The 22,652-nt window shown below is 69.5% G+C and carries 23 protein-coding genes and 1 tRNA gene; 6 read left to right on the top strand and 18 right to left on the bottom strand.

Going from position 1 to position 22,652, the window contains the following annotated elements:
• Positions 1–33 precede the first annotated feature (33 nt).
• A complete protein-coding gene (locus ACZ60J_RS30895) occupies positions 34–480 on the top strand; it encodes a pyridoxamine 5'-phosphate oxidase family protein (RefSeq protein ID WP_469686896.1) in 447 nt (148 codons plus the stop codon).
• A 192-nt stretch (positions 481–672) separates the two neighbouring features.
• Here the strand turns inward: ACZ60J_RS30895 and ACZ60J_RS30890 are convergent, their stop codons facing one another.
• A complete protein-coding gene (locus ACZ60J_RS30890; RefSeq protein ID WP_250748726.1) occupies positions 673–984 on the bottom strand; it encodes a Rieske (2Fe-2S) protein in 312 nt (103 codons plus the stop codon).
• Positions 984–1,106, bottom strand: a complete 123-nt coding sequence (locus ACZ60J_RS30885) for a hypothetical protein (protein ID WP_469686895.1) — start codon at positions 1,104–1,106, stop codon at positions 984–986. Before ACZ60J_RS30885 ends, ACZ60J_RS30890 begins: the two co-directional genes overlap by 1 nt.
• A gap of 190 nt (positions 1,107–1,296) precedes the next feature.
• On the opposite strand from ACZ60J_RS30885, the gene ACZ60J_RS30880 reads away from it, so the two are divergent.
• Positions 1,297–2,316 (top strand): helix-turn-helix transcriptional regulator, encoded by a 1,020-nt coding sequence (locus ACZ60J_RS30880; RefSeq protein WP_469686893.1) that lies wholly within the window; start codon positions 1,297–1,299, stop codon positions 2,314–2,316.
• Between the two features lie 99 nt (positions 2,317–2,415).
• On the opposite strand, the gene ACZ60J_RS30875 is transcribed toward ACZ60J_RS30880, so the two are convergent.
• The 4 genes from ACZ60J_RS30875 to dnaK are packed head-to-tail and all read right to left on the bottom strand — an operon-like array spanning position 2,416 to position 6,636.
• On the bottom strand, positions 2,416–2,868 hold the full coding sequence (locus tag ACZ60J_RS30875; RefSeq protein WP_469686891.1) for a heat shock protein transcriptional repressor HspR: 453 nt from the start codon (positions 2,866–2,868) through the stop codon (positions 2,416–2,418).
• A gap of 1 nt (position 2,869) precedes the next feature.
• Complete coding sequence (dnaJ, locus tag ACZ60J_RS30870) at positions 2,870–4,057, bottom strand: molecular chaperone DnaJ (RefSeq protein ID WP_250748719.1); 1,188 nt, start codon at positions 4,055–4,057, stop codon at positions 2,870–2,872.
• Between the two features lie 39 nt (positions 4,058–4,096).
• Complete coding sequence (gene grpE / locus ACZ60J_RS30865; RefSeq protein ID WP_469686889.1) at positions 4,097–4,789, bottom strand: nucleotide exchange factor GrpE; 693 nt, start codon at positions 4,787–4,789, stop codon at positions 4,097–4,099.
• On the bottom strand, positions 4,789–6,636 hold the full coding sequence (gene dnaK, locus ACZ60J_RS30860; RefSeq protein ID WP_382975180.1) for a molecular chaperone DnaK: 1,848 nt from the start codon (positions 6,634–6,636) through the stop codon (positions 4,789–4,791). Before dnaK ends, grpE begins: the two co-directional genes overlap by 1 nt.
• A gap of 183 nt (positions 6,637–6,819) precedes the next feature.
• Here dnaK and ACZ60J_RS30855 point away from each other — a divergent pair, with 183 nt between their 5' ends.
• Positions 6,820–7,386 carry a sugar transferase gene (locus ACZ60J_RS30855; protein ID WP_469686887.1) on the top strand — a complete coding sequence of 189 codons (567 nt, stop codon included), beginning with the start codon at positions 6,820–6,822 and terminating at the stop codon, positions 7,384–7,386.
• A gap of 110 nt (positions 7,387–7,496) precedes the next feature.
• Positions 7,497–9,899 carry a (Fe-S)-binding protein gene (locus tag ACZ60J_RS30850; RefSeq protein WP_469686885.1) on the top strand — a complete coding sequence of 801 codons (2,403 nt, stop codon included), beginning with the start codon at positions 7,497–7,499 and terminating at the stop codon, positions 9,897–9,899.
• Positions 9,900–9,992: 93 nt separating this feature from the next.
• Here ACZ60J_RS30850 and ACZ60J_RS30845 read toward each other — a convergent pair whose 3' ends face one another.
• Positions 9,993–11,042 carry a hypothetical protein gene (locus ACZ60J_RS30845; RefSeq protein WP_469686884.1) on the bottom strand — a complete coding sequence of 350 codons (1,050 nt, stop codon included), beginning with the start codon at positions 11,040–11,042 and terminating at the stop codon, positions 9,993–9,995.
• A gap of 264 nt (positions 11,043–11,306) precedes the next feature.
• Between ACZ60J_RS30845 and ACZ60J_RS30840 the strand changes: the two genes are divergently transcribed.
• On the top strand, positions 11,307–12,233 hold the full coding sequence (locus tag ACZ60J_RS30840; RefSeq protein WP_469686882.1) for a Yip1 family protein: 927 nt from the start codon (positions 11,307–11,309) through the stop codon (positions 12,231–12,233).
• Between the two features lie 73 nt (positions 12,234–12,306).
• Here ACZ60J_RS30840 and ACZ60J_RS30835 read toward each other — a convergent pair whose 3' ends face one another.
• The 3 genes from ACZ60J_RS30835 to ACZ60J_RS30825 all read right to left on the bottom strand — a co-directional run bounded on the left by ACZ60J_RS30835 (position 12,307) and on the right by ACZ60J_RS30825 (position 13,711).
• Positions 12,307–12,831, bottom strand: a complete 525-nt coding sequence (locus ACZ60J_RS30835) for a phosphoribosyltransferase (protein WP_469686880.1) — start codon at positions 12,829–12,831, stop codon at positions 12,307–12,309.
• Positions 12,828–13,415, bottom strand: a complete 588-nt coding sequence (gene dcd, locus ACZ60J_RS30830; protein WP_243330723.1) for a dCTP deaminase — start codon at positions 13,413–13,415, stop codon at positions 12,828–12,830. The genes ACZ60J_RS30835 and dcd overlap by 4 nt, the downstream gene beginning before the upstream one ends.
• Before the next feature lie 83 nt (positions 13,416–13,498).
• Positions 13,499–13,711, bottom strand: coding sequence for a hypothetical protein (locus ACZ60J_RS30825; RefSeq protein WP_469686878.1), 213 nt, complete (start codon positions 13,709–13,711; stop codon positions 13,499–13,501).
• A gap of 179 nt (positions 13,712–13,890) precedes the next feature.
• Here ACZ60J_RS30825 and ACZ60J_RS30820 point away from each other — a divergent pair.
• A tRNA-Gly gene (locus ACZ60J_RS30820) sits at positions 13,891–13,964 on the top strand.
• Positions 13,965–14,547: 583 nt separating this feature from the next.
• Here the strand turns inward: ACZ60J_RS30820 and ACZ60J_RS30815 are convergent.
• From ACZ60J_RS30815 to ACZ60J_RS30780, 8 genes are all read right to left on the bottom strand, one after another.
• On the bottom strand, positions 14,548–14,826 hold the full coding sequence (locus ACZ60J_RS30815) for a transposase (protein WP_469687270.1): 279 nt from the start codon (positions 14,824–14,826) through the stop codon (positions 14,548–14,550).
• Positions 14,827–15,148: 322 nt separating this feature from the next.
• Positions 15,149–16,189, bottom strand: coding sequence for a hypothetical protein (locus ACZ60J_RS30810; RefSeq protein WP_469686877.1), 1,041 nt, complete (start codon positions 16,187–16,189; stop codon positions 15,149–15,151).
• A gap of 76 nt (positions 16,190–16,265) precedes the next feature.
• Positions 16,266–16,538 (bottom strand): DNA-binding protein, encoded by a 273-nt coding sequence (locus tag ACZ60J_RS30805; protein WP_469686876.1) that lies wholly within the window; start codon positions 16,536–16,538, stop codon positions 16,266–16,268.
• On the bottom strand, positions 16,535–17,257 hold the full coding sequence (locus ACZ60J_RS30800; protein WP_469686874.1) for a hypothetical protein: 723 nt from the start codon (positions 17,255–17,257) through the stop codon (positions 16,535–16,537). The genes ACZ60J_RS30805 and ACZ60J_RS30800 overlap by 4 nt, the downstream gene beginning before the upstream one ends.
• 14 nt (positions 17,258–17,271) lie before the next feature.
• Positions 17,272–19,296: a hypothetical protein gene (locus ACZ60J_RS30795; protein WP_469686872.1), complete on the bottom strand. Its 2,025-nt coding sequence runs from the start codon at positions 19,294–19,296 to the stop codon at positions 17,272–17,274.
• The gene (locus ACZ60J_RS30790) at positions 19,283–19,528 is read right to left on the bottom strand and encodes an S-type pyocin domain-containing protein (protein ID WP_469686870.1); all 246 of its coding nucleotides are present in this window, start codon (positions 19,526–19,528) and stop codon (positions 19,283–19,285) included. The genes ACZ60J_RS30795 and ACZ60J_RS30790 overlap by 14 nt, the downstream gene beginning before the upstream one ends.
• A gap of 229 nt (positions 19,529–19,757) precedes the next feature.
• Positions 19,758–20,642 carry a hypothetical protein gene (locus ACZ60J_RS30785; RefSeq protein ID WP_469686868.1) on the bottom strand — a complete coding sequence of 295 codons (885 nt, stop codon included), beginning with the start codon at positions 20,640–20,642 and terminating at the stop codon, positions 19,758–19,760.
• Entirely contained in the window at positions 20,639–22,639 is a 2,001-nt protein-coding gene (locus tag ACZ60J_RS30780; protein WP_469686867.1) for a hypothetical protein, read from the bottom strand. The genes ACZ60J_RS30785 and ACZ60J_RS30780 overlap by 4 nt, the downstream gene beginning before the upstream one ends.
• Between the last annotated feature and the right edge of the window lie 13 nt (positions 22,640–22,652).

Below are 22,652 nucleotides of genomic sequence, written 5' to 3'. Positions count from 1 at the left end.
TCCACTCAAGGTGGAGGGACGTACCCTTCGCGCATGTCGACTCCCAGCCCGGCCGGCACGGCCCGCCCACCCCAAGACGTACTCAACCCGACGCCGGAGTACCTCGCCTTCTGGCGGGAGCGGCACATCTGCACGCTGACCACCCACCGCCCCGACGGCAGCCCGCACGTGGTCCCGGTGGGCGTGACCTACGACCCGGAGGCCGGGCTGGCACGGGTGATCAGCAACAAGCACAGCAAGAAGGTCCGCAACGTGCTGGCGTCGCAGGGCGGCCCGCAGGGCGGGGCCCGGGTGGCGGTGTGCCAGCTGGAGGGGCGGCGCTGGGCGACCCTGGAGGGCCGCGCGGTGGTGCGTACGGACGAGGCCTCGGTCGCGGAGGCGGTACGGCGCTACGCGGAGCGGTACGGGCGGACGCCCTCGCCGAACCCGGACCGGGTGGTCGTGGAGATCAGCCTGGACCGGGCCATGGGGCGCGCGTAACGCGCACGGCCGGCCGCGCACGGCCCGGCGGCACCCCGCTCGGGCGTACCGCGCCCGGCCACGCCCCGTTCGACGATGTCCGGTTCAACCACTGGACACGGACATCACAGCGACGCCATCGTGGTCAGGTCCACGATGGCGTCGCTGTGTGGGGGTAGTGCCTGAGCGATCTGCGACGACAGGGGAATCGCTTCAGGCACTGCGGGGGGTGGCGGCGGATTCGGGCTCGAAAAGTTGGTGATCACGCTGGTCCAGATTGACGAAGACCATGCCGTACCGGATCTCGCAGCGGACGGGCTGCGGTGCGCCTCGGGGGCGGCGCAGACAGCGGTAGGCCCGGACGTCCTCGTCCTCTTCCCGCACCACGATGATCGGCTGGCCGAACAAGGTGACCTTCAGCGAGTCACCGACGTAAGGGATGGCGCTGGTGAGATCGATGAACTGCCAGCCGGAGCGGTAGGCAGATGCCATTTCACGGCGGAAGCCGTGGTCGTCGGGCGTCATCAGTCCCAGCCGAGGTCGTTGGTCGACGCGGTGGTCGAGTCCCAGCCCAAGTCGTTGGGCGCCGAATCCCAGCCCAGATCGGGCTTGCCTATCGACACGGCGGGCGCGTCGGTACCCCCCACGTCCCCACCGAAGGCGTTGACTGCCCCAATGACCGCAGCGGCGGAGAACCCAATGGCAAGTACCGAGCGAAGCATTCTCTTGTACATGGTCGGCTTCGTCCTCACTTGATGGAAATCTTCTCCCCCGCGTGTCAGACGATGGCTTATTCGGGCACGTCGCTGCCACAGGGACGATGCATCATGTTCTTGCATGTTCAGGACCCTGGGGGGTGGAGATTTGCCCAGAAACAACACAAAGCCGACACATCCCCACCCCGTCACGTCCATGTGCGCGGAGGGGACGCGTCTCTACACGGCGGCGCTGAGCACCGGCCGGGTGAGCCGCGGCGAGGTCGAGAACGCCCCCTGCCTGCTCGAATTCGCTCTCCTGAGGCCCGACCCCGATGACGCGAACCAGCTCCGCGCGGTTCCCCCGTCCGTCGCGCTCGCCCAGCGGCTCCATCCGCTCGAACGGGAGATTCAGGACCGGCGCCGGGACACCATAGATCTCACCGACGCATTCGAGCCGTTTCTGGCCATCAGCTCCCAGAGCCCCTCGAACACCCACGCCATCACCGTGCTGGAGGGCTTCGACCAGATCCACACCGCCCTCGACCAGGCCACCGCGGAGTGCCGGACCGAAGTGCTGACCGTACAACCGGGCGGCGCCCGGTCCACGTCGGTCCTCACGGAGGCACTGGAGCGCGCCGCTCCCCTCGTCAACCGCGGGGTGCGCATAAGGACGCTCTACCAGCACACCGTGCGGCACAGCCAGGGCACGCTCGCCTACGTGGACCGGATCTCCGCGGGGAAGGTCGAGATCCGCACGCTCGAAGAGCTCATGGAGCGTCTCATGATCTTCGACCGTACGGTGGCCTTCATCCCCACGAGCGACGACCGCAGGACGGCCCTGGAACTGCGCCACCCCGGGCTGGTCGACTACCTCATCAAGGTCTTCGAGCAGCTGTGGCACCGTGCCGTGCCGCTGTCGGCGGAGGTGACGTACCAGCACACCCCCGGCGGCATCTCGGGCGTGCAGCGCTCCATCGCGCAGCTCCTCATCGAGGGACACGTGGACGAGGCCATCGCGCGCCGGCTGGGAATGAACGTCCGGACCTGCCGCGCCCACATCGCCAAGCTGGCGGCCTCCCTGGGCAGCGGCAGCCGGGCACAGCTCGGCTTCCTCATCGCCCGCTCGGGGATGCTGGAGGACCCGGAGCGCCGGCTCTGAGAGCCGCGCAGAGGCCCCCCAGGGCGCCCTGACGGATGCGGAAGGCCCCGCCCGGTATCAACCGGGCGGGGCCTTCTTTTCGCGTCCGTACGGGCGCGCTCAGTCCATCGGGCGCTTGGGCGCCGGCCGCCAGACGACCAGGGCGCTGCCCGGCTGCGGGGGCTGGTACGGGACCAGGTCGCGCCGGTACGAGGCGTGCACCTGGGCCTCGCGCTGCCGGAGCACCGCGGCGGCGCCGTCGACCGCGGTGGAGAGCTCGGCCACGCGCTGCTGGAGCGCGGCGACCTGGTTCTCCAGCTCGATGATCCGCTTGATGCCGGCCAGGTTGATGCCCTCTTCCTGGGACAGCGCCTGCACCGTGCGGAGCAGTTCGATGTCACGGGCCGAGTAGCGCCGGCCGCGCCCGGCCGTACGGCCCGGGGAGACCAGGCCGAGACGGTCGTACTGGCGCAGGGTCTGCGGATGCAGGCCCGAGAGCTGGGCGGCCACCGAGATCACGTAGACCGGGGTCTCATCGGTGAGCTGGTACTGGCTCCTACGGCGGCCGTCCATGTCATGCTCCCTTCGCGGACTCGAACAGTGCGGAGCGCGGGTCCTCGGACTCCGTCGCCTCGCGGTACAGCTCCATGGCCTCGCGGGCCTTGTCGTTCAGCTCGGTCGGAACGGCGACCTCCACCGTCACGAGCAGGTCGCCGCGGGTGCCGTCCTTGCGGACCGCTCCCTTGCCGCGGGCCCGCATCGTGCGGCCGCCCGGGGTGCCCGGGGGCAGCTTCAGCGTCACCGAGGGGCCGTTCAGGGTCGGGACCTTGATGTCGGCTCCGAGCGCCGCCTCCGCGAAGGTGACCGGAACGGTCACCGTGAGGTTGTCGTCCTTGCGGCCGAAGACCGGGTGCGCGTCCACGTGCACGACCACGTACAGGTCGCCGGCCGGGCCGCCGCGCTCGCCCGGGGCTCCCTTGCCGCGCAGCCGGATCCGCTGGGAGTCGGAGACTCCCGCCGGGATCCGGACCTGCATGGTCCGGGAACTGCGGGCCCGGCCGCTGCCCTTGCAGATGTCGCAGGGGGTCTCGGCGATGAGGCCGCGGCCCTTGCAGTCCGCGCAGGGGTCGGTCAGCGAGAAGCCGCCGCCGCTGCCGCGGGACACCTGGCCGGTGCCGACGCAGGTCGGGCACACGCGGGGCGTGCCGTTCTTGTCGCCGGTGCCCGAACAGGCCTTGCAGGGCGCCTGCGAGGACATCCGGAGCGGGACCGTGGCCCCGTCCACCGCCTCCGTGAAGGAGAGGGTGACCTCCGACTCGATGTCCTGGCCGCGGCGCGGCTGGGTACGGGTCCCCGCACCTGCGCCGGCGCCGCCGCGGTTGAACAGGCCGCCGAAGACGTCGCCCAGACCGCCGCCGCCGAAACCGCCGCCCGCGCCGCCCTGCTGCTGGCCTCCGAAGAGGTCGCCGAGGTCGAAGTTGAACGAGCCGCCGCCCCCGCCGGGACCGGGGCGGAAGCCACCGTTCCCGAACAGGGCGCGGGCCTCGTCGTACTCCTTGCGCTTCTTGGCGTCACCGAGGATGTCGTTCGCCTCGGAGATCTCCTTGAAGCGCTCCTCGGCCGAGGCGTCACCCTTGTTGGCGTCCGGGTGGAACTCGCGGGCGAGCTTCCGGTACGCCTTCTTGATCTCGGCCTCGGTGGCGTCCTTCGGGACACCGAGGACCTTGTAGTAGTCCTTCTCGACGAAGTCCTTCGTGCTCATCCCCGGTGTCCCTCCTCTCGTGCCTCTACGTGGTCAACCTCAGCCGTTGTCGGCTGCATCCGCGTCCTTGCCGGACGGGTCCGACGGGTCCGACGACGAGTCGGCCTCCGCCGCCTCGGACTTCGGCGCCGCGCCCGGCTGGGGCTCGGCCACCGCGACCCGCGCGGGACGGATCGTACGCTCGCCGATCCGGTAGCCCGGCTGCAGGATCGCCACGCAGGTGTCCTCGGTGACGTCCGGCGCGTACGAGTGCATCAGGGCCTCGTGGATCGTCGGGTCGAAGGGCTCGCCCTCCTTGCCGAACTGCTGCAGGCCCATCTTGGCCGCGGCGGTCTCCAGCGATTCGGCCACCGACTTGAAGCCGCCGACCAGCTCGCCATGTTCCCGCGCCCGGCCGATGTCGTCCAGGGTCGGGAGCAGCTCCGTCAGGAGGGACGCGACCGCGATCTCCTTGACGGCGATCCGGTCCCGCTCCACCCGGCGGCGGTAGTTCTGGTACTCCGCCTGGAGCCGCTGGAGGTCCGCGGTGCGCTCGCCGAGCGCGGTACGGGCCTGGTCCAGCTGGGCCAGGAGGGCGGTCTCCTGGCCGGACTGTGCTGCTCCGGAGTCCCCGGCCGGGGCCGCGGCCTCCTCCTTGGAGGAAGCTGCGGCCTTCGGCTCGGCGGCGTCGTCAGGCGTGCCGTCGGCGGGGACTTCGGGCTTCTCGTCGAAACCCGGGGTCTCCTCCGACATCAGGCAGCGCCACCCTTCGGCTTCTCGTCGTCGACGATCTCGGCGTCGACGACGTCGTCGTTGGCGTCGGCGGCCTGCTGGGCACCCTCGGCGCCGGCGGCACCCTGGGCGGCCTGGGCGTCCGCGTAGATCGCCTGGCCGAGCTTCTGGCTGACGGCACCGAGCTTCTCGGTCGCGGTGCGGATCTCGGCGGCGTCCTCGCCCTTGAGCTTCTCCTTCAGCTCGGCGATGGAGGCCTCGACCTCGTCCTTGACGTCGGCCGGAACCTTGTCCTCGTTGTCCTTGACGAACTTCTCCGTCTGGTACACGAGGCTCTCGCCCTGGTTGCGGGACTCGGCGGCTTCCTTGCGGCGCAGGTCCTCGTCCGCGTACTGCTCCGCCTCCTGGCGCATGCGGTCGACCTCGTCCTTGCCGAGCGAAGAGCCGCCGGTGACGGTCATCTTCTGCTCCTTGCCCGTGCCGAGGTCCTTGGCCGTGACGTGCATGATGCCGTTCGCGTCGATGTCGAAGGAGACCTCGATCTGCGGGACGCCACGCGGAGCCGGCGGCAGGCCGGTCAGCTCGAACATGCCGAGCTTCTTGTTGTACGCCGCGATCTCGCGCTCGCCCTGGTAGACCTGGATCTGCACGGACGGCTGGTTGTCCTCGGCCGTCGTGAAGATCTCGGACCGCTTGGTCGGGATCGTGGTGTTGCGCTCGATGAGCTTGGTCATGATGCCGCCCTTGGTTTCGATACCCAGGGACAGCGGGGTCACGTCGAGGAGCAGGACGTCCTTGACCTCACCCTTGAGAACGCCCGCCTGGAGGGTCGCGCCGATGGCGACGACCTCGTCCGGGTTGACGCCCTTGTTGGCGTCCTGACCGCCGGTGAGCTCCTTGACGAGCTCGGCGACGGCCGGCATGCGGGTGGAGCCGCCGACCAGGACCACGTGGTCGATCTCGGACAGGTTGATGCCCGCGTCCTTGATGACGTTGTGGAACGGGGTCTTGCAGCGGTCGAGCAGGTCCGCGGTCAGCTGCTGGAACTGGGAGCGCGTGAGCTTCTCGTCCAGGTGCAGCGGGCCCTCGGCGGAGGCCGTGATGTAGGGCAGGTTGATCGAGGTCTCCGTGGAGGAGGACAGCTCGATCTTCGCCTTCTCGGCGGCCTCGCGCAGGCGCTGGAGCGCCATCTTGTCCTTGGCCAGGTCGACGCCGTGACCGTTCTGGAACTGCTTCACCAGGTAGTCGACGACGCGCTGGTCCCAGTCGTCGCCACCGAGGTGGTTGTCACCGTTGGTGGCCTTCACCTCGACGACGCCGTCGCCGATCTCCAGGAGGGACACGTCGAAGGTGCCGCCACCGAGGTCGAAGACGAGAATGGTCTGGTCGTCCTTGTCGAGACCGTAGGCCAGGGCGGCGGCCGTCGGCTCGTTGACGATGCGCAGGACGTTCAGGCCCGCGATCTCACCGGCCTCCTTCGTCGCCTGACGCTCGGAGTCGTTGAAGTAGGCCGGGACGGTGATGACCGCGTCCGTGACCTTCTCACCCAGGTAGGCCTCGGCGTCGCGCTTCAGCTTCTGCAGGATGAAGGCGCTCATCTGCTGCGGGTTGAAGTCCTTGCCATCCAGGTTGATCTTCCAGTCAGTGCCCATGTGGCGCTTGACGGAGCGGATGGTCCGGTCCACGTTCGTGACCGCCTGGCGCTTGGCCACCTCGCCGACGAGGACCTCGCCGTTCTTGGCGAAGGCGACGACGGACGGCGTGGTCCTGGCGCCCTCGGCGTTGGTGATGACGGTGGGCTCGCCGCCTTCCAGAACGCTGACGACGGAGTTAGTGGTGCCCAGGTCGATGCCGACCGCACGTGCCATTTTGATTCCTCCAGCTGACTTGAGTGGAACAGACTCAAGAGTGCACCACCCCTCCGTCCGTGTCAACAGAGGTGAGTCGAGGGGACTCAACCTTTAGGCCACCCTTACGCTCAGGGCGCCATTCGGGGCACCACGGCCGCGCGGCACCGCACCGCCGCCGGAGGCGTGCGGCACCGTGCAGGCATGCCTCTGCTGCTACGCCTCCCCGCCCGGCCGGGGCCCCGCCTCCGGCTCCGGTCCTGGCCGTGGCCCCGGCCCGCCAGGCCTTCGGCCAAGCGGGTGCTCGACCTCGCCGGAGCGGCGCTCCTGCTCGGGGTGCTCCTCGTCCCGCTGCTGCTGGCCGCCGGACTGCTGTACGCGACCCAGGGCGCGGGCGTCCTCGTACGCGAGCCGGCGGCGGGCCTGGCCGGGCGCCCCTACCGCGCGTGGCGGCTGCGGATCGGCAAGGGCCGGGCCGGGGCGGCGCTGGAGCGGTGCGCGCTGGACGGACTGCCGCAGCTGCTCAACGTGCTGCGGGGCGAGATGTCACTGGTCGGACCGCGCCCCGGGAACGGCCTGACGGACCGGCCCGAGCGGCTCCTCGTACGGCCCGGGATGACCGGGCTGTGGCAGGTGAGCGCACGTTCGGACCTGCCGTGGGAGGAGATGGACCTGCTCGACCGGCACTATGTGGAGAACCACTGGCTGGGGATGGACCTGGCGATCCTCGCGCAGACCCCGCGGGCGGCCTGGCGGCACAGGCAACCCTGAGCGACGCAGATCACCGCACGCTCGGCTACATTGCGGCGTCGGGACTGGGTAACCTCAAGCCTTGACTGGATAAGTTACCGCTTAGTAAGTGCCGCCCGAGGAGCCCTCCCATGCAACTCGCCGCGATCATCGTGTCGCTGGTCCTGACCGTGGTCGGCGTCGCGCTGCTCGCCCGAGCCGTGGCGCAGATCTACCGCTTCGTGAAGCTCGGACAGCCCGTACCGGCAGGCAGCCGTACGGACGACCCGAAGTCCCGAACGATCACCCTGGTCCGGGAGTTCCTCGGCCACAGCCGGATGAACCGCTGGGGCCTCGTCGGCTTCGCGCACTGGTTCGTCGCGATCGGCTTCCTGACCCTGCCGCCCACGCTGCTGCAGGCGTACGGGCAGCTCTTCCAGGCCGACTGGGTGCTGCCGATCGTCGGCGGCTTCCTGCCGTTCGAGCTCTACATCGAGTTCATCGGCCTGATGACCGTGCTCGGCATCCTCGTCCTGATGGGGATCCGCCTCGCGTCGCTGCCCTCGCGGGCCGGCCGCAAGTCGCGCTTCGCCGGCTCGAAGGCCTGGCAGGCGTACTTCGTCGAGTACATCATCCTGACCATCGGCCTCGCGATCCTGTGCCTGCGCGGCCTCGAAGGCGCGATCCACCACGTGGACTCGTACGAGCCGGCGTACTTCGTCTCGTACCCGCTGGTGCTGGCGTTCAAGGGCATGTCGCTCGGCGCGCTGCAGAACGCCATCTACTTCACCGCGATGATCAAGATCGGCACCTCGCTGATCTGGATGATCGTGGTCTCGCTCAACACCAACATGGGTGTCGCCTGGCACCGCTTCCTCGGCTTCCCGAACATCTGGTTCAAGCGGAACGCCGACGGCGCGACGGCGCTCGGCGCCCTCCAGCCCATGACCAGCGGCGGCAAGCCGCTCAACTTCGAGGACCCGGGCGAGGACGACGTCTACGGCGTCTCCCAGGTCGAGCAGTTCTCCTGGAAGGGCATCCTCGACTTCTCCACGTGCACGGAGTGCGGCCGCTGCCAGTCGCAGTGCCCGGCCTGGAACACCGGCAAGCCCCTCTCCCCCAAGCTCCTGATCATGTCGCTGCGCGACCACGCGCACGCCAAGGCCCCGTACCTGCTCGCCGGCGGCGGCAAGGACATGGAGGGCAACGAGAAGGCGACGCCGGAGCAGCTGGCCAACGTCCCGGCCGCGGCCCTCGCCGAGGCCGAGCGCCCGCTGATCGGCACCGCCGAGGAGAACGGGGTCATCGACCCCGACGTCCTGTGGTCCTGCACGAGCTGCGGTGCGTGCGTCGAGCAGTGCCCGGTGGACATCGAGCACATCGACCACATCGTCGACATGCGCCGCTACCAGGTGATGATCGAGTCCGCCTTCCCGTCGGAGGCCGGCACGATGCTGAAGAACCTGGAGCGCAAGGGCAACCCCTGGGGCATGGCCAAGAAGCAGCGCGTCGAGTGGACCAAGGAGGTGGACTTCGAGGTCCCGATCATCGGCAAGGACGCGGAGGACCTCTCCGAGTTCGACTACCTGTACTGGGTCGGCTGCGCGGGCGCGCTCGAAGACCGGGCGAAGAAGACCACGAAGGCCTTCGCCGAGCTGCTGAACATGGCGGGCGTCAAGTTCGCGATCATGGGCGGCGACGAGAAGTGCACGGGCGACTCCCCGCGCCGCCTGGGCAACGAGCCGCTCTTCCAGCAGCTGGCGCAGGAAAACGTCGCGATGCTGAACATGGCGTTCGGCGAGGACGACGACGACCCGGAGACGAAGAAGCCGAAGTCGGCGAAGCGCATCGTCTCCACCTGCCCGCACTGCTTCAACACCATCGCGAACGAGTACCCGCAGCTGGGCGGCGAGTACGAGGTCATCCACCACACGCAGCTGCTCCAGCACCTGATCGACGAGGGCCGCCTCACGCCGGTGACCCCGGTCGACGGGCTCATCACGTACCACGACCCCTGCTACCTGGGCCGGCACAACAAGGTCTACACGCCGCCGCGCGAGATCATGTCGGCCGTGCCGGGCCTGCGCCAGCAGGAGATGCACCGCCACAAGGAGCGGGGCTTCTGCTGCGGCGCCGGTGGCGCGCGGATGTGGATGGAGGAGCGGATCGGCAAGCGCATCAACAACGAGCGCGTCGACGAGGCCCTGTCCCTGAACCCGGACATCGTCTCCACCGCCTGCCCGTTCTGCCTCGTCATGCTCACCGACTCGGTGAACGGCAAGAAGAACGACGGCCAGGCGAAGGAACACGTCACGGTGGTCGACGTGGCGCAGCTGCTGCTGGAGTCGGTGAAGACGCCGGAGCCGGTGGTCGAGCCGGAGCCGGAGCCGGTGGTCGAGCCCGAGCCGGTGGTCGAGGCTGAGGCTGCGGCTGCGGCGGAGGCCGTGGAGCCCGTCACGGAGCCGAAGGCGGAGGCCAAGACGGAGGCCGCCGAGGCCGCTGCTCCGGCCAAGGCCGAGGAGCCCGCGCCGGAGACCGACGCCGAGGCGAAGTAGCCCCCGCAGCACCGCACGCCGGAACGGCCCGCCCCCTTTGGGGGGCGGGCCGTTCCGCTGTTCCGGGGCCGGTCAGGCCCGGGTCCTACCCGGTCAGGCCTGGTCGGACCGGTTGCGGCGCAGCATCGCGAAGCCGAGGCCCGCGGCGCCCACCGCCGCCATGCCCCCGCCGGCGGCCAGCATCAGCGTGCCGTCGCCCTCGCCCTGGGCGGACACCGGAGCGACACCCTCCGCACCGGCCTTCACGCCGCCCTTCGGCACGACCCGCTCGACGGTCTTCTTCTCGGCCGGCTTCTCGACCGGCTTGGCGAGGGGCTTCGCGTCCTTCGTGACGGCCTTGCGGTCCACCTCGTACTTCTCGATCAGCGTGCCGCTGGTGAAGTCGTAGACCCAGCTGTTGCCGCCGTTCTTGCCGTCGATGACGACGAACTTCACGCGCTTCCCGTCCTGGACGAGCTTGTACGTCCAGCCGTCGTTCGTCGCGGTCGGGTGCTTCAGGTCGATCGTCCCGAGGAGGTTCCCGTTCGGCATGGAGATCTCCACGCGCTTGCCGTTCGGGCCGTCGATCAGCTTCGCGTTGCGCCCGTCGGGCATGGCGACGTTGACGACGTTCTCCTTCTTCGCCTCCTTCTTCGTCTCCTTCTTCTCCTCCGGCTTCGGCTTCGGCTTGGTGTCGCCCTCGACCCACGAGGTGACGGTGCCGTTCGGCTGGAGGACCACGTGCAGGCCGTTGTTCTGGCCGCTCGCGGGCTTGCCGCCCTTGCTGACCAGGGTGTCCAGCTTGACGCCGCCGGCGAGGATGTCGGCCTCGAAGTGGCCCTCGCCGATCTTGTAGACCTTGGCGACGGATCCGTCGGCCAGCTTCACGGTCGTGACGTACGCCCGGACCGAGGGCTTCACCGGCGGGGTGGTCGGAGGCGTGGTGGGCGGGGTGGTCGGCGGCGTGGTGGGAGGCGTGGTGGGAGGCGTGGTCGGCGGGACGCTCGGGTCCACGGACGGCTGCTCGACGCCGGGCAGGACCTGCGCGTCCGGTACCGCCGGGGAATCCGCGAAGGCGGACCCCACCGGAAGGGCGAGGACGGCGGCCGCACCGGCCACGACGGCGGCGGTACGGAGGGAGGTGCGACGGTGCGGGCTACGCATGAGGGGCTCTTCTCGTGCTCGTTCGGCTTCGTGGCGGTGGCTACGTCTACGAAGCTACGGGCCGGTTATGTCCGTATTCCGTCGGAGATGTAACGGCCATCGGCAGACTGCCGCGCAGCCACGTAACCCGCCCCGATCCCCCACTCCCCCACCCTGAGGAGCCCCTCCAGGTACCCCCTAGGGGATGTCACAGCTCAGCCGCAAAGGGGGCTTCTTGCCCCGGCCCGGCCACTCGCCCGCCCTGGAGCGGGTACTTTCGATCACGTGGCTGGATTCAGGATCGGACGCGGCCGGGACAACAACCGCACCCCGCAACAACCCCCGCGGCAGCAGCCGTACGGCTCGCAGCAGGCGCCCCAGGCGCCCGCACCGTACGGCCAGCAGCCCTACGCACCCCAGCAGTGGCCGCAGCAGGCCGCTCCCGGGGGCCACGGCGAGCCCGAATACTTCGACCCGCACGGCGGTCACGCCGGGCAGGGTCCGGGTCAGGGCCAGGGATACGGCTACGACCGTCCCCCCGCCCACGGAGCCGGCGGCCCGAGCGACTCACCCGGGTACACCCAGGCCTTCGCCATCGGCGAGGACCCGTACCCGTACAACCAGGGCGGGACCTATCAGGCGGGCGCGACCCAGTCCGCCGCCCCCACCGGTCCGCGGCTGCCGTGGAAGGACCTGATCCGGGGCATCGTGACCCGCCCGGGCCCGACCTTCCTGCAGATGCGCGACTACGCCGTCTGGGGGCCGGCGCTGATCGTGACCTTCCTCTACGGGCTGCTCGCGGTCTTCGGCCTCGACGACACCCGCAAGGACGTCATCAACGCCACCCTCTCCAAGGCCGTCCCCATCGTGCTCTCGGCGGGCGTGGCCTTCGTGATCTGCGGCCTGGTCCTCGGCGCCGTCACCCACACCCTGGCCCGCCAGCTGGGCGGCGACGGGTCGTGGCAGCCCACGGTGGGCCTGTCGATGCTGGTCATGAGCCTGACGGACGTACCGCGCCTGCTGTTCGCCATGTTCCTGGGCGGCGACAACATGCTCGTCCAGATCCTGGGCTGGGCCACCTGGGTGGCGGCCGGCGTGCTCTTCACCTCCCTGATCCGCACCTCGCACGACCTGCCGTGGCCGAAGGCCCTGGGCGCGTCGGCGATCCAGCTGATCGCCCTGCTCTCGATCATCAAGCTGGGCACGATCTAGCCCCACGCACGCCCACGCACACACGGAGGGCCCGCCGCGCACCGCGCGACGGGCCCTCCGGACGTTCACACGCTCAGGCGTCGAGAACCTGTCCCTCGCGCTTCACGACGGGCGGTTCGACCGACCAGGGGAAGTTGACCCACTCGTCGGTCTTCTTCCACACGTACTCGCACTTCACGAGCGAGTGGGACTTCTCGTAGATCACGGCGGACCGGACCTCGGCGACGTGCCCGAGGCAGAAGTCGTGCACCAGCTTGAGCGTCTTGCCGGTGTCGGCGACGTCGTCGGCGATCAGCACCTTCTTGTCGGTGAAGTCGATCGCCTCCGGCACGGGCGCCAGCATGACCGGCATCTCCAGGGTGGTCCCCACCCCGGTGTAGAACTCCACGTTCACCAGGTGGATGTTCTTGCAGTCGAGCGCGTACGCAAGCCCGCCGGCGACGAACACACCACCCCGGGCAATGCTCAGGATGATGTCCGGCTCGTAGCCGTCGTCGGCGATCGTCTGCGCCAGCTCCCGCACGGCCCGCCCGAAGCCCTCGTAGTCGAGGTTCTCGCGCACTGCGCCGCTCACTCCGCCACTCGCTCCGTCACTCATGCCTCGTGCCTCACCTGGGTCCGGTGGAAGTTCTGGAAGGACCGCGAGGCCGTCGGGCCGCGCTGGCCCTGGTACCGCGATCCGTACCGCTCGCTCCCGTACGGGAACTCTGCGGGCGAGCTGAGCCGGAACAGACACAGCTGCCCGATCTTCATACCCGGCCAGAGCTTGATCGGCAGCGTGGCGAGGTTCGACAGCTCCAGCGTCACGTGCCCGGAGAACCCCGGGTCGATGAACCCGGCGGTCGAATGCGTCACCAGCCCCAGCCGACCGAGACTGGACTTCCCCTCCAGTCTGGAGGCGATGTCGTCGGGCAGCGAGATGACCTCGTAGGTCGACGCGAGGACGAACTCACCCGGGTGGAGGATGAACGCCTCGTCCCCCTCGGGCTCGACCATTCGGGTCAGGTCGCTCTGCTCGACGGCGGGGTCGATGTGGGCGTAGCGGTGATTCTCGAAGACCCGGAAGAACCGGTCGAGACGTACATCGATGCTGGAGGGCTGCACCATCGACTCGTCGAAGGGGTCGATGCGAACCCGTCCGCTGTCGATCTCGGCCCGGATGTCTTTATCAGAGAGAAGCACGTCCCGAGGATACGCAGAGCGCGCGGGCCGCCCCAATCGAGGCGGTCCCGCGCGCGCCGGTGTCTACCGCTGTCTCCCGCTGTCTACCGCTTCGGCGCCGCTACCACGGGCACGGCATGCCGCAGCCGCGCACAGCGCGGGCACCGCAACAGCCGCCCCGGCCCGATCCGGCCGGCACCGAGGTGCTGCAGCGGGAACGAAGCGGTGCTGAACACGTGCCCTTCGGCACAACGGACGACGGTGTGCTCCATCGAGTCCCTTTCCCCAACCAGCCGTACTGCGATGAATCGCCACATTAGGGGATGAACAAGACCCACTCCAGCCGCCGCTCCGCACACACACGGTACGCCCCAACTCCCGCCCCCACGCCCCTCCGTACACCTCGGACGCGACACCACCCCCGGGACGAATTCACCAGGGGAAGATCATGGGGTAGAGTGAGGGAAGATAGCGCTCCAGGCAACTGGTCCACTATGCGGATGTAGTTTAATGGTAGAACATGAGCTTCCCAAGCTTATAGCGCGAGTTCGATTCTCGTCATCCGCTCCACAACGAAGCCCCAGGTCAGCGACCTGGGGCTTGTTTGTTGTCTAGACCTATCGAGACTCGCGTGCCATCTGAGCAACTACGAGCTGGTGTGGCCGACATCGCTGTTCGTGTCGCAAGGGGAACGGATCCTGAGGACCGAGGGCTCCCAGCTCTCGTGGGAAGAACACGTGGAGTGCTCCTGACGAAGGCCCTGGTCGGATCGACAGCCGTGACGGACTCCCAGGAAGTCGAGACTCTCCATTTCGACTGGGGCCCACGAAGGAAAGCCGGTACAGAGGAGACACCCGGGCGGACTGGTTCTCGGAACTCATTAGCCGTGCTTCGGAGATCCGGCCGCAGTCACGCCTTGACCGCACTGGCCTCAGCGCCAAGGGCGCGGCTCGTCTGCCACCGGGAGCGCCCCGGCCCAGGCGCCCGCCAGCACCGTCGGCCGTCGCCTGGGCCGGCCGACCAAACCCGCGACGGACGGAACTTTGGCGATCAGGGGCATCGACTGGGTGACATCGTTGCGGTACGCCGGTCAGCGACACGGCGAGCGGGATGCTCTGTCCGTCGACGAGGACGTGGTGCTTGCTGCCCGGCCCTACTTGGTCGACCGGGCTGGGCCCGCTTCTGGGCCGCGTCGAGCGGCCCGGACATGGCTTGAGTCTTTCCCCCGTCCGCGACCAGTCGAGCTGTCTGGCCAACCGCAGCTTCTTCGGCAGGACCAGGTGGAGCCGGGTCCCACACACAGGTACTCCCACTGGATCCCGGCATGGAGCACGAACAGGATCCCGCACAGAGCCTGCCGGTCCGGCACCGGAGGCCGCCCCGCCAGCAGCTTCGACGCCGGAACCGGAACCGGGAACAACGGCGCGACCAGCCACCGGCGATCGGCGACCGGCGTTCGGCCGCGACGACGGCGATGAGGGTCTAGCAGCCCCAGTGGGGAAGCCCTGGAGAATCGGCCTGCCGCACGGGCCCACCCGGGCAGGGGAGGCGGAGACCAGGGTCTCCGCCTCCTCGTTGCGGCTCAAGGTGCCGAAGGCCGTTACCAGGGTCGACAGGGCGAGCGAACCCACCACTGCCGGATGGTGTTGAGCAGGAGGGGGAAGCGCACACGCCCCCTTCGATTCAACGTCGGCCACCGCCGTGATGGTTGGCGAGTTCGACAACGCCAGGGGCCCCGCCGCGGGGGGCACTATTCAGGAGCGGCGCAACTCCACTGCCTTGGACTGCAGTTCCTTCATCATGGCGATGCTGTGGAGCATTTTCCGGAAGGCCGACGTGATCCTGCGTACAGGGCGGCGCATGAGGCGACTGGCGGCACCGAACATATTGATCATGGCCATGCCCTCCTGGACAGAAGCCGATTCGATCTCGGCGCCCCAGTCCGTCAGGGCGATTTGCTCCAGCACTCCCTCCGCGTCCTCCGACCATTCAGCGCGAGGAGTGGTGGCCAGCCAGTCCAGGAACACCTGGAAGGCGGTGCAGGAGGTGCGCATGCGTTCGGCAATGCGGTCCGCCGCAGCCTCCAGCTCTCCGGTCGGTCCCTCGATAGCCTTGGCCAGGCGGTTCACCACGGCCATCATCTTGTTCGCCGTGGCCCCGGAGTGGTTGACCCGGGTCATTTCCTCCCCGAGGAGCATCATGAGCTCAGCGAGGTCCGACATGGCCGCTTCCACGTCGGCCATGTCGTCGGCGAGCGCCTCCATCTGGGCCTCGGCCTCCACGATCAGATCGAACATGCCCGGGAGGTTGTCGTCGGGGCCGCTTTCCGCTCCGGTCGCGGAGCCCGTCTCGTTCAGGCCGTCCGTCCGCACCGGGTCTGCCACCAGCACATCCAGCAGTTGCTTCCGGGCAGTCGCCGTGCTGTCCGGATGGGACGGGAAGACCAGGCGGAGCACCGTCCGGGGGGTGGGACGGCACTCGGCGTCCTGGGTGACGTGGACGGTGCGCCGGCCGAGGGCGTGGCGCGCGCCGAGGGCGAAGGCCAAGTCCGGGTCGGAACCGCCGAGGTCCGCGACGACGACGTCCGCCTCAGTGAGCAGATGCAGTAGCTGGTCCAGGGGCAGACCGGCCTCGGCGAGGCTGCCCGCCCTCAACAGGGTGAGGCCGAGCTGTTCGCACACCGGGCGCACGATCTCCTCGTGGAGGACGGCGGACCGGTGCCGCTCCTCCGGGAGGCAGGCGGTGGCGGAGTAAGTGGTGGTCGCGGTCCCGTCGATGACGAGGCAGGTGGGCATGGTGGATTCCTTTCGGTGGCGGTCCGGGAGTGGGGCTCTGCCGGCGGCCTCGACCGCCGGCAGAGCGGGAGAGGAATCAGTCGAAGAGCGTGAGTGCCACGCCGTCGGCGACCTCGTCGGCGAAGACAGGACGCTCCTCAATGCCCAGCGCGGCCAGCAACTCCACGGTCCGCACCCGGTGGCGGCGGCCGACGGGCACCGTGGGACAGGGGAACTCGTCTCGGGCGACCAACCGGTAGGCGGTGCCCATGCACATACCGAACGCCCGGGCCGCCGTGCGCAGGTCGACGCTCACCGGCAGGTCGAAGATCTCGCGGAAGGTGAGGGGGGTGTCGCGGCAGTCGCTCATCCCTCCCTCCCGAGCCGGCGCAGGGAGAGGGCGGCGACCTGGCGGCCCCGTCCGGAGTACCCGACGCTCGTGGCCGTACCGGCCACGCCCCATGCACTGGCGAGAGCGCCGATCCGTACGCCTTCGACACGGTGCGCGGGTACGGAGATCCGCAGGCTCGCGGAGAGCCCCGAACGGCGCGGGGTCGGGTCGTAGTCCGCCCGCCAGACGTCGTCCCTGCCCGCACCGGGGGAAGTACCGCCCGCGTGTTCCACGTCCTCCACCGCGTTCTCGCGGTGCGTGTCGCGCCAGACCTCCCAGGCGCGGGAGCAGGCCGACCGCAGCACCGCACTCGCGGGTTCCGGGTCCCGCGGGTCCAGCTTCGCCAGTTCTTCGAGGTAGCAGGTGACGAGCTCCGCCTCGACGTCCTCGCGGTCGGCACGGCGGGACCGGGTGATCCGGAATGCGTTGCGGCGCAGTCCCGGGAGCCCCAGCCACACCACCGCCTCCCGCCAGTCGGGCCCTCCGGTCCGGAAGCGCTCCGCGACCTGGTGCCACACGGAAGCCCGTGCCAGAGAACACGCCGTGCGGTCGTAGAGCAACACACGGGCCCGGTCCAGGGAAAGGGGTATGCCCGCCGGTTCCGTGCCGTCGAACAAACGCAGCGGGGGCGTCGGTTCGTTTCCGGCGCAGCGGCGCTCGACGGTGGTGAGGATGCCGGGGCGAGAGAAGAAAGTCATGGGTCGCCTCCTGTTCAACCAGCCTGCGAGGCCGGGGTGTTGTCTCGCCAGGTCTTCAGCGCGCGGGCGGCGGGTGCCTTGCCGGGCATCGCGTCCGGGCCTCTTTCCACGGCCAGGAGCCAGCGGAGGACGCCGGGCTCCCGAGCGGTCACCAGCCCGTCGAGGAGCCGGGCGACCGCCCGGGACCGGCCCTTGGCGCCGACCGCCCCGGCGCACCAGGTGAGCAGGGCATCTCCCATGCCGGAGAAGGTGACCGACTCGTTCAGGGAGTGTCCGACGAGGTGGACGGTGACCGCCGCCGAGCCGGCGCGGGCCAGAGCCCGTCCGCTCCACCACAGGGAGTCGGTGCGGGCCATGACGGGAAAGGCGCAGGCGGTCAGCAGGCCGGCCGTGCCGTCGGTCCGCGCCCAGTCCCGCATCCGGTGCAGGACGGTCACCCTGGTGGTGTGGGCGCCTCTTTCGAAGCGTCGTACGAGTGCCCCCTTGGTGGCCTCGAAGACGGAGAGGTCGTCCGGTCCGGCGCCCAGGGTCTCGACGAGCTGTTCCAGCAGTCGCAACGCCTGCTCGTCTCCGAGCCCCTCGGGCTCCTGGCAGGCGTACGCCACAGCGTGCTTCAAGGAGGCTTCGGGCGTGACGCTCCACAGGTCCAGCAGGTCGGCCGCCGTCTGTGCCACCTCCCGGTCCCGGAAACGTGTCGCCAGGCATCGCCCAGCCACCCGCGGGGCGGGGAAGACCGGAGTGGAGGCCAGCGCGGGCAGCAGTTCCAGGGACTTGCCGCTCGTGGCCTCCGCCAGAGCGGCGACGGCCCGGCCGGCCCGCTCGATCTGGTCCTCCTCCGGGCCGGGGTCGGCGAGCCAGGCGTGTACCACCGGCACGAGGTCCGCACGGTCCCGGCACAGGCCGTCCCACACGGCCCCGCTCACGGCGGGCCAGAAGAAGGACACCGTGTCGGTGGCCTCGTCATCGGCGCGGCTCACACGATGGGCTCCGAGGATCCGCAGGACTTCGGCTGGCGGCCTCGTAGGAGGCTCCTCGCCCGGATGACCATAGGAGCCGGGTCCCCGCATCCTGTCCGGGCCCGCCAGCCGCAGCAGTTCTCGCGCCCGTTCCATCACCACGGCACGGTGCAGTCCCCCGTAGACGCCGAGGGAGAGCAGACAGGCCAGGAGGGCGGGATCTCGCTGGGCCCGGGCCAGGATCTCGGGACCCTCGGCGCCGGCCAGGATGCGCATGAGCTCCCCCGGGGCCGGGCCGCCCGCCGCCCCCAGGCGCCGCAGGGTGGCCGCGGCCTGTGCGGCGTGGCGTGGCGGCAGGCCGTCGGGTAACAGCTCGTCGAGATCGCCGGGTTCCAGGGCCCGCAGCAACCGGGCTCGTACTGCCTCGTCGGGGCAGCCGTCCGCGAGGTGGGTGGTGAAGACCTTCCGGGGGTCCGGCGGCCGGTGGCGCAGGACCGGCACGCCGAGCTGGTCCTCCAGTGCGCCCACCAGGCCGGGGGCCTCCACCAGGACGATGACGAGGCGGGCGCCCGCCTCCGTCAGGAGCCCTTCGAGGCGGGCCAGGTCCCACGCCCGGAGCGCGAAGGGATCCGCGAGCTCTGTCACCAGGTATCCGTCCACGCCCTGGGCGCGCGGCGACCACCGGGAGAGGTTGGCCGTTCCGTCGACCTGGACAAGCACGGGGGCCTCGTGGCCGTGTGCGAGCAGGTTGAGCGCGTGTGTCTCCCGCCCCGTCCCAGCCTCGCCGACGAGCACCACGATGCCGGATTCGCGCACCGCAAGCGCTTCCTCGAAGCCGGGCGGCGCCACGAAGCACCGCCGCGCCGCCTGCACGTGTTTCGCCCGTACGGGGCCTTGCCGCATCGGCCCCGGGACCGCGCCGCCCTCCACCGAAGGTGCGAGCCGCTGGTGCTGGCCGCCGGTCAGCAATCCGGTGTTGATGACGCCGTTGGGGGCCCAGATCGCCGGCCCCCGGCCCGCCACAGCCATCGCGAACTTGGCGAAGTCGGGCTCGGTCTCGTCGGGGAGATCAACTGTCGCCATCGGTTCCTCCGCCGGTGTGGCCGGAGAATTCGATGGTGGTGACGTGCTGACCGCCTTGGACGGTACCGGTGTTGATGATGCCGCGCTCGGCGTTCAGCACCGTCGCGGGGGAGATCGCCGCCCGAGAGGCGGCGCCCGGGGCCGCCTCGGGCTCGGGCGCCGGGCCTGCGGTTTCCCGTCGCTGACGGAATGCCATGACATTGTCCGGGGTCTGAGGTTCTTCTGCTCGCATGTCGCCCTTTCCTTCCGTGGACGCCCGGGAATCGTGCGGACGCCCTCCTTTCGACACGTCGAGATTCCCGCGGATTCATCCCCGGCGCTGCTCCGGAGGACCAGGAATCAAGTAACCCGAGTCACACACAGAAAGGGTTTGCGGAGCGGCACGAACAAGAAGAGCGGGTGCGTCACCGAAAGCGACACACCCGCCCATAGATTCGATATTCGAGTACATCTCCACAGGGTCAGATGTACTCGCGAGGAACCGGCCTCCCGAGCGCCCCGATCCGGTCACGCAGCAGGCCGGAGAGCTCCTTGCGCTCCTGTTCGGTCAACGTGCCCAGCAGGGAGGCCAGCTCCTCTTGCCAGTCGGAACGCGGCGGAGTCAGCAGATCCTGGTGGCCAACCGCCCAGTCCAGCACCTGCCGCACTTCTTCGGGGTGACGAAGCAGCCACAGTGCCGCCAGCGACACCGGGCCGGCGTGGAGTGCCTGGAGACAGAACTCGTACTCGCCCCGACGGCTGGCCGTCCAGGAGTAACGGACCCCGTCGCTTTCCCGTCGGCCGAGAAGCAGTTCCTCACCGTTCTCCCGGAGCCGCACGTCGAACACCCGGTAGCTCAGACCGTGCTCCTCCAGGCGCTGCGGCAGGCCCAGATGCTGCATGATCTCCGGCGCCCCCAGCCCGTTGTCGGAGGCGGCCTGGGCCTCCGACAAGTAACGCAGGACAGAGGCGAGATGGGTCCGTACCAGGTGCCAGCCGTGCAGACTTCTTGCACGGACGACGCGTACGGGGTCGTGGACCCACCAGGAGACCCAGAGGTCGACCGACTCTGTGCCGTAGACCGTGGGGAGGCCGACCGCCCGCGTGTCCACGTGCTCCGTCGTGTCCACCCGGAAGACGTCGCTGTACTTCCCGTTCAGGTGGGGAGCGGGGGCCTCGTCCACCAGGGGTGGATAGGCGCCGGAACCCTCCGGGTTCCCTCGCCGGCCGAGGAAGGAGTACTCCCCCGCCTCGTCCCTGAGCACCAGTGCCCAGTCCTTCGGCGCGGACCAGCGATGGCCGAGGATCTCCCGCCAGGGCGCCCTGTCCAGCCGGTGAAAGAGACGGTCTGTGGTGTCGTCGTTCATGCTGCCTCCCTGTGCGCGCCGGTCCGCCACCGATGGAGTGCGTCGCGGGCGGTGACGAGGCCGGGCCAGCCGTTCGCGCCCGCCTGGTCCATTTCTACGAACAATCGGAATTCACCGGAGCGCACGGACTGGGCCATGGCCGCGAACAGGTTCTCGACGGCCCGGAACTGTTCGTCGTCCCACTGGCCCGACTCCGCCCAGCGCAGCAACGTCCGGCACGTCGTTTCGAAGGAACTCTCCGTGTTCAGGGCGCGGCCCGTGAAGTCAGCCAGCACCTGCCCCTGCGGCGTCCACAGGGCGAGGTTCCTCATGAACCACTGGGGAGACCAGAGCATCCGACTGAAGAGCGAGAGCACCTGCTCTTGGTCGTACCGCTCGTCGTCCAGCCACTTCCGGAGCAAGTCGAATACCTTCGTCTCGTTGCCGGCCTGGAACAGCCGCAGGATCGCCGCTTCCACCGCCACCTTCACTTGGTATTCCTCTCCCTCCTGGACCTGTGCCGCGTGGAAGAGGCTTTGAAGGAGCCGCAGGGCCAGGTCGGGGCGGGCCAGACCGAATTCCTCGCCGCATGCGTGCGCCACCGTCGTCCTGAGACGGAAGTCGGTCGCCGTGCTCCAGCTATGCAATCGGTAACGAACCTCAGCGACGAGCACGGGGTCCTCGGCCGCGACACCCAGCGCGTTCGCCACGACGAGCCGACTGGTCGCACGATCCGACCGGGCAAGTTCCCGAAGGTGCACCAGGGCGTTGCGCCCGCCGCCCCAGCTCGCCACCCGCCCCATAGCCCGGCCCGCCGGTTCGGCGAGCCCGCCGGACCGGGGTACGTCCCGCAACCACTCGACGAGCAGTTCTGACAACTGCCCGTACTCACGCCACACATGTCTGAGAACGGCCTCGGCCTGGCGATGCCTGATGAACGCCACAGCCTCCACACTGTGCGAGTAGGCTCCCTCCGCCCGGATCTCGCGGTCCTGACGGACCGCACGCACGGCGTGCAGCAGTTCTGTCAGGGAGTGCCGGAAGACGAACTTCGGATTGGGCCGGTCCTGTTTCGCGGCCCCGTCGGCATCTGTGCCGGGCAGCACCGCCGTCAGTCGATCGCCCGCCAGCTTGGTCAACCGGTCGGCCTCGTTCCTGACGATCTGCTGGTCCAGCCCCTCGTAGACCGAAGCGGCCAGCAGGAAGGCAAGTGATTCCGGCTCGTCACACAAACTCTTGATGAGCTCCGGGACCTCCCGCTCGGCCCGGTAGCTCAGCCGGAGCCCCAGGTCGCCGAGAGCCTCCGGATCGCCGTCGGCCTCAACGAGGGCCGTCACCAGCTCCACCACTTCGGCGGGTACCAGCTCCGGCACCAGAAGTTCGCCCAGGTCATGACGGCTGGCAAGCGCGGACAGCAGCCGGTCCCGCTCCCACCGGTCCGGCACCACCGCCGCGAAGCGGCTGCCGAACACCAGGGAGGGTGACGGCGGGGAGCACACGGTGGGGCTGATGTGGAGGTCCCGTTCAAGGCGGTGCAGCAGGGCCGTGTCGTCGGGCAGGACGATCACCATGCACGCTTGAGCCTTCTTGAGCAGCTCCCGCACGTTTCTCAGCATGACCGGGGAAAGGGGGCGGGAGGGGAACAGGCCGTCTATGAGATAGCCCCGCGCCGATGTGTCGGTGGGCTTCCAGCGGTCCAGTTCGGTGATGCCGTCCAGTGCCCGCAGTGGCGCACCCGCCCCGCAGCTCTCCCGCAGCAGGTTGAGCGCCGTGGTACGACGGCCTGTTCCTGGTCGGCCGACCAGGAACAGGGGCCCCTGCTTCAGCTTCGCGAGGGCTGTCTCGAACCAGTCGGGGCGTGCGAAACCGAGCGCGGCGGCCTCTCTCTCCATGTCCGGGATCGGGCCCTCACGCACTCTGCCTTCCCGTAGCCGCCCTTCCGGCCTGGAGCCGTTGCGTACGCCCTGCCCGCCGTACACGGAACCGTTGTTGATGTTCCCTCCGGGGGCGTAGATCACGGACGCCCACTCC

Source organism: Streptomyces sp. NPDC104226, from assembly GCF_055584085.1.
This window is presented reverse-complemented; position numbering and strand designations above follow the sequence as displayed.